The sequence below is a fragment of the Anabaena sp. UHCC 0451 genome (genome assembly GCF_034931405.1).
Classification (GTDB): domain Bacteria; phylum Cyanobacteriota; class Cyanobacteriia; order Cyanobacteriales; family Nostocaceae; genus RDYJ01.
Genome location: NZ_JAYGHA010000009.1, coordinates 132,915 through 144,840, shown reverse-complemented (window position 1 = coordinate 144,840; position 11,926 = coordinate 132,915). Strand labels below are relative to the sequence as shown.

The following is an 11,926-nucleotide window of genomic DNA, read 5'->3' as shown; positions in this document are numbered from 1 at the left end:
TTATGAATCTAGTAATGGTAGTTGACGAATTATTTGATTTATTTCTTTTGCGTCGGTGGTTTTATACATTAAATCATGTGACCGTGAAAAATTAGAATTGAAATTAAAATTAATTCCTCCAATGTATGCTACTTGATTTCCTAAAATAGTTATTTTAGCATGGAGATTATTAATTTTATAAATATTCAAGTTTTGATTTTTAACTGACATACTTGAATCTATAAAAATCTGTGTGTCTAACCAACCTAGATAAGTTGCTATTTCTGCTGATGGTTGAAAACTGCGACTGTAAATTTTTACCTCTCCTTTAAAGTTTGTCAGTTCTTTAATTAAATCTCTTTCATATTGTGATGATGTCAAAAAATTAGGATAATATGTTGTGTATTTCTCCTGATAATTATGCAAGAGAGAACGCAAACGAAAACTATCAATATTACTTTCCGGTATTACCTCATCGCTACTGCGTTTTTGCCAAAATTGCTGAAATAAATTAATTAGGTTTTGATGCTGAGAATTATTCCTAAAAACTATCCCCGCTTCTTTATTAATATCTAAACTTCCGCGAGTAAGATTACAAGAACCTAAATAAGCATATTTTTCAGAAATATACGTTTTTAAGTGAAAAGAACCGCTACGAATGGGAATATTTGCATTGAGTAACATTCTTAAACAAGTTTTTTTCCGTTCATCTGAAATCTTATATTGTTCGGGGATAGAAATATTATCTGATATTTGTTGATCAATACGATCTAAAACTTCGTTTCTCAAGTCTGTTAATATCCAAACTCCTTGAGGTAGTTGCAATGATTTTTCACAAATTAGTGTTGTTAGTTCTTCATCTTCAATAATATAACTAGAAATTAGTAAAAATTGACGAGCATCATTAATAATTTTATGGAAAATATTCCGGTTTTGACGATTACGAATGAAAAACCCACTTTGAGGAGTTAAATTAGAGTTAGGTTGTAACTGTTCAGGTAACTTAATTTGTTCATATCTATATTTTGATTGATATTCCTCAACTAATGATTTAACTGATGTTGATAAATTTGATGTGTTAGTTTCCTGTAATCGTAAAAATGTAATTGCTGTTCTTAATTCTAAGGGTAATTCTTGAATAGAAATAAAAGCCGTAATTCTTTGATAATTAATACAAATTTGTTGAGAATTACTAGATTGTAAAACAAATTCTATTTTGTTAATTGTTGGTAAATTCTGCCAATAATCACTAATATTATTCCATATTATTTGGATAAATTCCTGATCTAAATCAGGATGAATAGGTTGTTCTATGGTAATGATATAATTTCCTGGTTGTTCAGAAATAGTACCGAGGAAACTGGGAAGTTGTGGATCATCTGCTATTAGTTGAATATTACCTTGTTCAGAAATAAATTGATAAGCATATTTGTTAATAGTTTGGTTGTTTAATTGAGATCCAATAGGTTGTAATAATTTCAGGGATGGGATTTCATAAAGTTCATTGTCGTTAGTAATATGTCTTGCTTGTTTGCATAGGTTAATCAATACTGTTTCTGGGATGAAATCTAAACCAAAAGATTGACGTAATAATTGCGGTTTACGTCTGCGGTGTTGTGTAGCTACTGCTTGTACTTCCCTCATTAAATCATTTACAGAGAAAGGTATGTTTTCTGTACCACTCAATAGTAAACGTTGAAATTTTCCTGATAGTTGAATTTGGATTTTCATAATTTATATTTGATATTTTATATTAAAACTAGACGTTCCTTATAGAATGCTGGTTGATTCAATAATGATTGAATTGGAGATTTAGAAATTTTCCATAAATCATAATCACCGAATAAAAATAAATAGTCTTTTCCTCTTGTGAGTGCTGTATTAATATTTTCTATTGTCATATTTTCAGGAGTTACTGCACAATCAACAATCATTATCTCTTTTTCGTTTCCATACCATTCTTCGATTGTACCAATAAATATTTGATTATCTTCTATGGTTAAGTTATTTTTCAGGTAATCTCGATTTTCTATAGAAAAAGTAATTATACCAATTTTCTGGATAATTTCTGGATTTGAAGTTTGAATACTTTGAATAAAATTAATAATTTGTTGTCCTGCGTTCTCGTGAGGTACATCTTGCCAAACTAATCTTTGTGGAGTTTGAGGAAGAAGATCATTAATGTTCCAATATTGCGTTTGTACCCAATCTTTAGAAATACATGGATAAACAATTTCAGCTATTTCTGGATGGATTCTAAATTGTTCGTTTAGTTGATAAACATAAGTTGGTAGTAGATGCTGCTTTAACCACTGTAAACATTGAGGAAAGCGGGTAAAGAATGAGTTTTTATTGCGATTTTGCCGATAATATGTAGGGATTTCTTCACCCAATAAAACTAATTTTTGGCATAATCCTGATAATATAATTAATTCTATCCAGTTGAGAGAATGTGCTTCATCTACAATAATTAAATCAAAATTGGATTCCCAAAAATAATGATTTTCTGGGTGCATAAATTCCGCAACAGTTGCCAAAATTGGGACTTGGGGATTTTCCATCATCTGGTTAGCAATTTCGGCTAATGCTTGTGCTGATAGATGATTATATATCTGACTTAATTTTAATTGCTGTTGTAGTAATGGTTCTAATTGTTTCAGACGATAAGCTAATAGTTGAAGACGTGATTGTGATAAGTGAGGAAATTCGGATTTTAATAGTTCTATTAATTCTTGATGTAAATTATTTTGAATAATTAGCAACCATTTTTCTAGTTTTGCAGATGTTCGCAGTTTTGCTAATTCTACATCTGGTAACAGATGTAATGGTAAATAATCCATCTGCGGTTGTGCGAAATTTTGAGAACACAATTGATTGATTATCCACTGCTGATAATTTTGTGTTTGAGATAATAAAAAGGGATAAGTTGTCAAGTGATGATAAGCTGTTAAGGATGCAGTGTGATTAGTTAAAATTAGGACTCGATGAGAATGGTTAATAGCTGCATGAGCAAGATTATTTGCAATACGAGTTTTTCCTGTTGCTGCTGTTCCAGAAATTAAAGCAATGGGACTATTTGAAAGTGCCATTTCTAATGCTATTTGTTGATTTCCACTGAGGGAAATATAGGGTATAATTGCAGGAAAGTTTAAATGCGATCGCTCATTTAAATAAACTGCACCATTACACACAGTTTCTATAATTAATTGCGTAGGTAATGATGGAGAATCTTGAATTTGTAATAACTTCTCAGATTGTGTTTGAGTTGTTTCTGAAAGTTCCCTAGATTGATAAATTAATTGTTGTAATTCTCTCCAAAACTCTTGTTGATTCATACTGTTAACTCCATAGATGCTTGAATTACTTTGGCAATAAAATTAACTATTTGATCAAATCCTTGTAATGTAATTGGGTTAGGTAATGGAACTAACCATAATTTTCTATCACAAAAATGCTCTATCTTCACTTTAGTTAACACTTGACTGGGAAGAAATTGTAAATAAAATAATAATCCCAGTTTGACATTTTTGGTATTTATTAATTCTTGTAAATACTGTTCCATTTGCATAAATATTTCATCACTAGGACGATACCAAAATACCCAAATAGGAAATACTAACTTTTTAGTTTCTAATTCTATCGAATCTAATTGGTGAATTTCTAAATCCAGTACCAAATCACTTTTGATATCATCAATTTGCTTTTTCAAACTAAATACATAAACTTGCTTGGCTAAAAAGACCTTAACTGTAATATTTTGTCCCCTCTCCAGATAACGTCCTTTATCGGGAATCAAATTACCAGCAATAGCTAAATTAGCATCTATATCTATTGCTTGAAACTTCATTAAAGCTGCTGCTAAATAAATATAAACAGTGTCCGCTAATAATACACTCCTGAAACTCCATACCCTTTGTTTTTCATTCTTTCGTCGCAGATATTCCAAATAAGCTTGATAGAAACTCCTGTATATAGGATTTTGCTGCAATACATAATTAGGTTTAGTAAATTGATAGCTTCTATCTTGAATAGTTTTCACTATTGGTTGTTGTTTAAATAAATCAATTACTAATCTAATTTTTCTAATTTCTGATTGAAATTGACTTGCTCCACTTTTCTTATATTGAAAACAATTTAAACCTAAAATCTGACTAAAATAAACTAGAAACTTATTTTCAGGTGTATTAAAATCTTGATAGCGTTTAATCCCCATTAGCTGTTGTTTTGAACCCGCTTTTTCTACAGCAGTTAACCCAGGTCTACGGACATAATCACGCAAACAATAACTATCCATTTCTTGAATTTTACCAACCGGCATTAATTCCGCTTGTCTTCTAAGTTGATGACGTAATTTATCGCTGATTTTTTTTAGTTTTTGATGCAGTTGATATTTTTCATCTAAGCTAATTACAATGGGCAAATTAGCATCTTGGAGATTAATTGCAGCCAATTTTTCAGGTAAATTAATTAGTAACAATTGAGATTGTAGTGATCTTCTATCCGTCAATATTTCTGTGAACATTCCAATAAATAACCGGATTAATTCAGCAGTGGTTTTATCTAAACGTTCACCTAATTGGTTTTCCCATTCTGCTATTTCTGATTCTTGTTCAATAGTTTCTTCATCTAATACTTCATCACTAATATATAAAGTATAAGATTCTCTAGCTATATCTAAAATTAAAGTAGATTGCAACTGAAAATTATGATGTTGTAAATCAGTGGGTTGCAAATAAGGAAACCCAATTTCATACACTCTATCAGTGATAGGAATTAAACCTGATGATGTTGATAAAACTTCCTCTGATTCTAAAACAATAATCGGACGTTGACTAGCTTGTAATGTAACATCAGTTGACGTTAAAGGAGATTGATTGAGATAAGCGAATAAACTAGGGTAAATTTGCATTATATTTGTTCATCCTCATAAACTAAACCTTGCCAGCTAAATTGTCCATAACGTCCTTTACGTGCTTTTTCAAAAGCTGCAATTAATGGTTGATCACCAATTTCTGAAATAATTGTTTGCAGTTCGTCTAATTCTTCCTGTGCTTCATCAACCATCACACCTCGCAGTTTTGGTAATAATTTTTGTCCAAATTGATCAGCAATGGCACATTTAAAATTAGTTGAATTAATATCCTCAACTCCTGGATAATTAACCACATATTGAGTAATAGCTTGATAAACACGATGGGCAAAAGGATGACCCAATTTTTCCATCACTTCATTAGTATGATTCAAGATATCTTTAACTTTTTTAACTAACTCAGAATTAGGATCTGGGATTTTAACCCATTTTTGAAAATGACTATAAGGCAAATATTCTGAACGTTGATTTCTACTATTTCCATTTTGGTTTTCCTGACGTAATTTCAAATTTTGTGGTTTACCAAAAGTTAACACATTTGCCCGATCTAAAACCTTATCTGATAAAGTTTGTGTAGTTTCATCTTCATTCATTGTTCCCACAAACAAAAACTCATTGGGAATCTTTAACCGGCGTTCATTTTCACTTATCCTTAAACTACCAACATCAATTTCTAAATAAGTTGCATGATTACGACGACTTTCTAATTTAGATAAAAACTCACTAAAATAATATTCTACTCTAGCTAAATTCATTTCATCGAGTAACACAATCACCATTCTATCGTGCATTTTTGGATCATGATTATATTGATATAATCCCCGCATTAAATCAGTCGGTTTAAACTTCTTCTCCACATAGTTATAAAAACCCTGTAAATCTTGTGGAGAATCCCAACGAGGTTGTACAGCTAAAGTTAATAATTGCGCTCCAATGTAATTGGCGTATCTTTGTGGTAGTTCACTTTTACCTGTGCCACTAATTCCTGCTAAAATTGCCAAAGCTGATATATCTTGTACTTTTAAAGATGTATGAAAAGCGTTAATTACTCGTATTGAAAAAGTTAATCCTTGAGATTGAATATTACTAATAAAATCTCTGATAAATTCTGTTTCTTCTAGTTCTAGTTTGATGTCAGGTAGTTGATGCCAAAGATTTTCTCTGAGAGATTGTAAAGCTAGTTTAGCACTATTTTCTATTTCTGTAATTTCTCCTTTAAGTCTTCTAATTATTTCTTCAAGTTCCTGTTTTTCTACTTGTAAACGAGCAATATTTTCTTCCAGTGCAGCTTTGATACCCTGTAAATGCTGGATTTCTTTTTCCAATTCTCGCAATTCTGATTCTTTATCTCTAATTTGAATTTTTAAATTATGTAATATCCGACGCAGTTCTTCAACTTTATGATAATCATTTTGGCTTTCTTGAATTGCTTGTAAAACGCGTTGTTTTTCAGCTTCTAATCTTTCTATTTCTGGCTTTAGCTGATTGATTCTTGTTTCAAAATTTTCTTTTTCTCCTAAAAGTCCATCATAAGTAACACGCAATAATTCTACTTCTGTTGTCCGCTGTTCTAATTGTTGAGCTTGATTTTGCAGTTTTTCAAATCCTATATTAAGATTATCCAAACTTATTTGTTTAGCTGCTAATTCTGATTCAACATTCTGGAGAGTTACTTTTTGTGATTCCCAAGATTTAACTTGAGAATTTAAGGCATTAATTTGACCTTCTAACCCACTTTTATCAATTTTAAATTTTTCAATTTGTTGTTGCAGCTTTTCTAGTTCCGACAAATCTGGCTTTTTCTGATTAATTACAGCAATGCGGTTTTCTAATTCCTGTTCTTGCTGTTTCAGAGCAGTTAAATTTTGATGAATTTGTTTTAATGCTGCTAGTTTTTCCTGATATTGTCCTTTAACTGGTGCTAGTGCTGCTTGCTCTTTTTGTAAATCTTCTACTCTTGGTTGGAGAATTGCTACTTGTTGATTTAACTTTGTTAATTCCTCTTGTGTAGCTACTATTTTCTTGAGTTTCTCTAATTCACTTACTGTATGATGCTGTCTCTTATCCTGTAATTTCCCTGAAACAGCAGCACCTATAACTGCTCCTGTAGTGCTTCCTAGCAAACCTACGCTGACTTGTCCTGTTAAAGAACCAGTTATACCAACACCAAACGTAAAAGCACCAACTATCATCCAGTCTGAGAACTGCGCCATTTCGACCCCTTAACGATTTTTATACTAACTTACTTTTATTAAATCACACCATGTACAAGTAGTTATCTTACTGTTAATGTGCTGTTACAAAAGAAGGGAACAGGGAACAGGGAACAGGGAACAGGGAACAGGGAACAGGGAACAGGGAACAGGTAAAAAATAAGGCTCTTCGGTACTGACTATGCTAAATTATTTTGTCAAACCCTAAAATCCTTACATTATTTCTCCAATCTCACAAAATCGCGTTTCTCCCTTGCAAATATGCCTGAAGATAGATAATTTGATGGCATATTTATCTTTAATTACTTACTTTAGATAGCATCTTTATACTCTCAAATAGACTAATCTGGTTTTTGAGGTTCTGGCAAACAGATATTGCCAACATAATTAAAGAGGATTAAATTTATGGCTAATCAACCAGTAAAAAAAACAACAGATTCTAGTCATCGTGTTGATTCAGATCAATATGATCGGGGAATTATCCCAGCAGAAACAGCAGCACGTCAAGCCAGAGAAGGAGAGCATTATAAAAAAGTTCCCACAGAAGAAAGTCTCTCCAATGCACCAACGGATGAACAAACAAATGTCGAAAGTATCCGCACTACAGATGGTTATACTGTGGATCAGGAAGGATTGTTAAATAACTATCCAGTTGAACCAGAAATGTATTATGAAGTTCCAGGAGATGCGCGAGAAAAAGCTGCACAAGACACAGCAGCACGTTTGGAAGAACTCAGAGAAGTGAATGAAGATAAAACAGGTGAGTTAACAGAAAAAAGGGATAGTCGCGGTAAAGGTCCAGGAATAATTTAGTTTTTTTCCTCGATAGTTAAATTAGGCAATCCCGCTAATTTTTCTGTGGGAATCTCCTCTTGGACTGTTGGCACAAAAACCCTTAATCCTGCTGGTATACATTTAATGTCTACCGGAGTTGTGCCGACTATTTCCCCATCTATAACTACCTTTTGTGGTGGATCAGTTATGATTTTAAATTGTTTGGCTCGCAAATAACCAATGTCGTCTCTTTCTACCGGTGTACCTGTAGAAGCTGTTTGAAATAAATGAAATGTGGCAGCGATCGCACCTGTTTTATTTTCTGGGGCTACAATCGTTAAATCTAGTAGTCCGTCATCAAAAATAATCCCTGCTGGTCCATGAGCTAAAACTGAAGTGGAAGGCGCAGCATTTGCCACTGTCAAAGCTGAAGCAATAGTGGTAATGATCTGATCTTCGGTCTCAATTTCTACAGCAAATTTCTGTAAATTGCCTAATTCTTGCAGTCCTGCCAAGATATAAGCCATCATTCCAAAACGATTTTTAGCTTCTCTGTCTGCCCGTTCTACAGTTCCTGCTTCAAAGCCAATACCTACTAATAATACCATCGGCCGATCATTGCAATATGCAACATCTACTTTCCGAGTTTTTCCTTGTAAAATTGTTTGACAAGCTGCGGCAATTGTATCAGGAATATTTAACGCTGCGGCAAAAGCGTTTGCTGTTCCCCGGGAAATAATGCCAAAGGGTATGTCAGTATTAATGACTGCTTCTACCGCTGCTGATAATGTCCCATCTCCCCCAGAAGCAATTATCGCTTCTACTCCCCTGTTGACTGCTGCACGTGCGAGTTCGTCAGCATCAATTTCTTCTGTGGTGAGATAAATATCTAAATCAATTTCTGGTTCTAATATTGACCGAATCTGATCTAATTCTAATTCTGGATCACCTTGACCGGCAACTGGATTAAAAATTAAGCAAGCGGAACGACTCATATAGATGAAATCATAGATTTATGGATCACACTAAGTTATTCTTAGCATAGCTGTAAAGTATACACTTCCATCTAGAGACTGCTTTCGTTATTATTGATCTAACTCGCCATTTCTTTAATTGTTTCCCGAAATTCCAGTACCGCATCTCCAGAATTATCTGCAACTGCATATTGCGATCATCTGGCAAAATTGTAAATAAATGTAAAGCAATTCGCCAATAAAATTTTCTGTAATCAGCCTCATTCAATCCAGTGCGTCACTCCCTGCGGTAGTCTAGAACAATGTGAATTTATCGCCTGGTTTGACATATAGTTTTATGACTTCAGTTTCTAGTCCTCCCCGCACTATTCGTATTGGTTCACGTAAAAGCCAACTTGCTCTAGTTCAAACATACTGGGTACAAGAGCAACTTCAGAAAAACTTTCCTGATATGATTTTTGAAGTCCATACCATGTCTACCCAAGGCGACAATATCCTGGATGTAGCATTAGCCAAAATTGGCGATAAGGGACTATTTACCAAAGAACTAGAATTGGGAATGATCAAAGAAGAGATTGATTTTGCCGTTCATTCTCTCAAGGATCTGCCTACTAACTTACCAGCAGGTTTAGCACTCGCAGCAATTACCGAACGGGAAAACCCGGCTGATGCTGTAGTATTCCATGAGAAATACAAAGGACAATCTCTGGAAACTCTACCAGAGGGTGCGGTGATTGGTACATCTTCTCTGCGAAGATTGGCACAGTTACGCCATAAATTCCCCCATTTTACATTTAAAGATGTGCGAGGAAATTTGAACACACGCATGGCTAAACTAGATGCGGGTGAGTATGATGCTTTGATTTTAGCGGTAGCTGGTTTGGAAAGATTGGGAATGAGCGATCGCATACACCAAATTTTACCCCCAGAAATTTCTCTCCATGCCGTTGGCCAAGGTGCTTTAGGTATAGAATGTCGCGCTGATGATGCAGAAGTTATTGCCATTCTTAAAGTTATTGAACATTCCCAAACGCGCGATCGCTGTCTAGCTGAACGCTCTTTTCTCCGCTCTTTAGAAGGCGGTTGTCAAGTCCCCATTGGTGTAAATACAGAAATTAATGGTGATAATTTAACATTAATTGGTATAGTCGCCAGCGTCGATGGTCAAAAACTTGTCAAAGATACCGTGACTGGTAAAGCCGAAGATGCCGAACAGCTAGGTATAGAACTAGCAAAGACTTTACGCCAACAAGGAGCTACAGAAATTTTAGAGGAAATCTTCACCGAAATTCAACGCGGTTCATAAAGTGACAGGTGACAGGTGACAGTGAAGAGGAAAGGGAGCAGGGAGCAGAGGAGCAGAGGAGCAGAGGAGAATAATTTTCTATCTAATCCCCAATCCCCAATCCCCAATCCCTAATCCCTAATCCCTAATCCCTAATCCCCAATCCCCAATCCCCAATCCCTAATCCCTAATTACCATGCGAATTCTATTTGTTGCAGCGGAAGCTGCTCCCATTGCCAAAGTTGGTGGAATGGGTGATGTTGTAGGTGCATTACCCAAAGTTTTAAGACAAATGGGGCATGATGTCCGCATATTCTTGCCTTATTATGGTTTTCTACCAGATAAAATGGAAGTCCCCAAAGAAGCGATTTGGAAGGGATACGCCATGTTTCAGGACTTTGCAGTTTACGAAAGTGTTCTGCCTGGTACTGATGTTCCTTTGTATTTATTTCAACACTCTGCTTTTACACCCCGCCGCATTTATGGTGGAGAAGATGAAGATTGGCGATTTACCTTATTTTCCAATGGTGCAGCCGAATTTTGCTGGAATTATTGGAAGCCCGAAGTTGTCCATTGTCACGACTGGCATACAGGAATGTTACCAGTTTGGTTGAACCAATCCCCAGATATTACCACCGTATTTACTATTCATAACCTGGCTTATCAAGGTCCGTGGCGTTGGTATTTGGAGAAAATTACTTGGTGTCCTTGGTATATGCAAGGTCATAATACTATGGCCGCAGCAGTACAGTTTGCTAATAAGGTCAATACAGTTTCTCCTACTTATGCAGAGCAAATTAAGACACCTGCTTACGGTGAACAAATTGAGGGTTTATTGTCTTTTATTAGCAGCAAGTTATCAGGGATTATCAACGGTATAGATACGGAGGTATATAATCCTGCTAATGATAAATATATCACTCAAACTTTTACCACCGACACCCTAGACAAACGCAAAGCTAACAAAATTGCCTTGCAAGAAGAAATGGGTTTAGAAGTTAATTCTGGTGCCTTTTTAATAGGCATGGTGAGTAGGTTGGTAGAACAAAAGGGTCTGGATTTGGTTTTGCAAATTCTCGACCGCTTTATGGCTTATACAGATGCCCAATTTATATTACTGGGTACGGGCGATCGCTATTATGAAACCCAAATGTGGCAGTTAGCATCTCGCTACCCTGGTAGAATGGCAACTTACTTACTTTATAATGATGCTCTTTCTCGTCGCATCTATGCTGGTACTGATGCCTTTTTAATGCCTAGCCGTTTTGAACCCTGCGGTATCAGCCAAATGATGGCTTTACGTTACGGTTCTGTCCCTATCGTTCGTCGCACAGGGGGATTAGTTGATACTGTTAGCCACTATGACCCCGTAAATGACGCAGGTACAGGTTATTGTTTTGACCGCTACGAGCCTTTAGACTTGTTCACGTGTATGATTCGCGCTTGGGAAGGTTTCCGTTTCAAACCCCAATGGCAAGAATTACAAAAACGAGGCATGACTCAAAACTTTAGTTGGTATGAATCTGCTAAACAATACGATAATCTCTATCGCTCAATCTATGGTCTACCACCACGCGAAGAAGAAACAGTCACAGAACCAGAATTAATTTTAACTGAAGCTGAAAGCAAATCCTGATTAATAATGTGGAGACGTTTGCATTAACGTCTCTGCAATTAAATCCACTTTCTGTTAGCCAAACTGGGTTTTCTGAACTTAGGTGAACGCAGCGATCGCTCCCCTTCCAGACTTGACAAAATACAAAATTTCAGTTACACTTATGTTAAGAGTAGAAATATGTCCGCGCATATATAGTAATTTTTGGGATTGTCA

At 35.1% G+C, this 11,926-nt stretch carries 8 protein-coding genes; 3 read left to right on the top strand and 5 right to left on the bottom strand.

The window, feature by feature from the left end; all coding sequences use genetic code 11:
- The 4 genes from VB694_RS08595 to VB694_RS08580 are packed head-to-tail and all read right to left on the bottom strand — an operon-like array spanning nucleotide 1 to nucleotide 7,062.
- A complete protein-coding gene (locus VB694_RS08595) occupies nucleotides 1–1,710 on the bottom strand; it encodes a phospholipase D-like domain-containing protein (RefSeq protein WP_323359893.1) in 1,710 nt (569 codons plus the stop codon).
- A 17-nt stretch (nucleotides 1,711–1,727) separates the two neighbouring features.
- Nucleotides 1,728–3,314: an AAA domain-containing protein gene (locus VB694_RS08590; protein WP_323359892.1), complete on the bottom strand. Its 1,587-nt coding sequence runs from the start codon at nucleotides 3,312–3,314 to the stop codon at nucleotides 1,728–1,730.
- Nucleotides 3,311–4,888 (bottom strand): DUF2357 domain-containing protein, encoded by a 1,578-nt coding sequence (locus VB694_RS08585; RefSeq protein ID WP_323359891.1) that lies wholly within the window; start codon nucleotides 4,886–4,888, stop codon nucleotides 3,311–3,313. The genes VB694_RS08590 and VB694_RS08585 overlap by 4 nt, the downstream gene beginning before the upstream one ends.
- A complete protein-coding gene (locus tag VB694_RS08580) occupies nucleotides 4,888–7,062 on the bottom strand; it encodes an AAA family ATPase (protein ID WP_323359890.1) in 2,175 nt (724 codons plus the stop codon). The genes VB694_RS08585 and VB694_RS08580 overlap by 1 nt, the downstream gene beginning before the upstream one ends.
- Before the next feature lie 405 nt (nucleotides 7,063–7,467).
- Between VB694_RS08580 and VB694_RS08575 the strand changes: the two genes are divergently transcribed.
- On the top strand, nucleotides 7,468–7,875 hold the full coding sequence (locus VB694_RS08575) for a hypothetical protein (RefSeq protein WP_323359889.1): 408 nt from the start codon (nucleotides 7,468–7,470) through the stop codon (nucleotides 7,873–7,875).
- Here VB694_RS08575 and VB694_RS08570 read toward each other — a convergent pair.
- On the bottom strand, nucleotides 7,872–8,831 hold the full coding sequence (locus VB694_RS08570) for a YegS/Rv2252/BmrU family lipid kinase (RefSeq protein WP_323359888.1): 960 nt from the start codon (nucleotides 8,829–8,831) through the stop codon (nucleotides 7,872–7,874). The genes VB694_RS08575 and VB694_RS08570 overlap by 4 nt on opposite strands.
- 316 nt (nucleotides 8,832–9,147) lie before the next feature.
- On the opposite strand from VB694_RS08570, the gene hemC reads away from it, so the two are divergent.
- Entirely contained in the window at nucleotides 9,148–10,116 is a 969-nt protein-coding gene (gene hemC, locus VB694_RS08565) for a hydroxymethylbilane synthase (protein WP_323359887.1), read from the top strand.
- Nucleotides 10,117–10,291: 175 nt separating this feature from the next.
- Nucleotides 10,292–11,731: a glycogen synthase GlgA gene (gene glgA / locus VB694_RS08560; RefSeq protein WP_323359886.1), complete on the top strand. Its 1,440-nt coding sequence runs from the start codon at nucleotides 10,292–10,294 to the stop codon at nucleotides 11,729–11,731.
- Nucleotides 11,732–11,926 lie beyond the last annotated feature (195 nt).

Bases quoted from the DNA above. Each gene is read 5' to 3' on its own strand.
- VB694_RS08595 (WP_323359893.1), bottom strand. From the start codon at position 1,710: ATGAAAATCCAAATTCAACTATCAGGAAAATTTCAACGTTTACTATTG.
- VB694_RS08590 (WP_323359892.1), bottom strand. From the start codon at position 3,314: ATGAATCAACAAGAGTTTTGGAGAGAATTACAACAATTAATTTATCAA.
- VB694_RS08585 (WP_323359891.1), bottom strand. From the start codon at position 4,888: ATGCAAATTTACCCTAGTTTATTCGCTTATCTCAATCAATCTCCTTTA.
- VB694_RS08580 (WP_323359890.1), bottom strand. From the start codon at position 7,062: ATGGCGCAGTTCTCAGACTGGATGATAGTTGGTGCTTTTACGTTTGGT.
- VB694_RS08575 (WP_323359889.1), top strand. From the start codon at position 7,468: ATGGCTAATCAACCAGTAAAAAAAACAACAGATTCTAGTCATCGTGTT.
- VB694_RS08570 (WP_323359888.1), bottom strand. From the start codon at position 8,831: ATGAGTCGTTCCGCTTGCTTAATTTTTAATCCAGTTGCCGGTCAAGGT.
- hemC (WP_323359887.1), top strand. From the start codon at position 9,148: ATGACTTCAGTTTCTAGTCCTCCCCGCACTATTCGTATTGGTTCACGT.
- glgA (WP_323359886.1), top strand. From the start codon at position 10,292: ATGCGAATTCTATTTGTTGCAGCGGAAGCTGCTCCCATTGCCAAAGTT.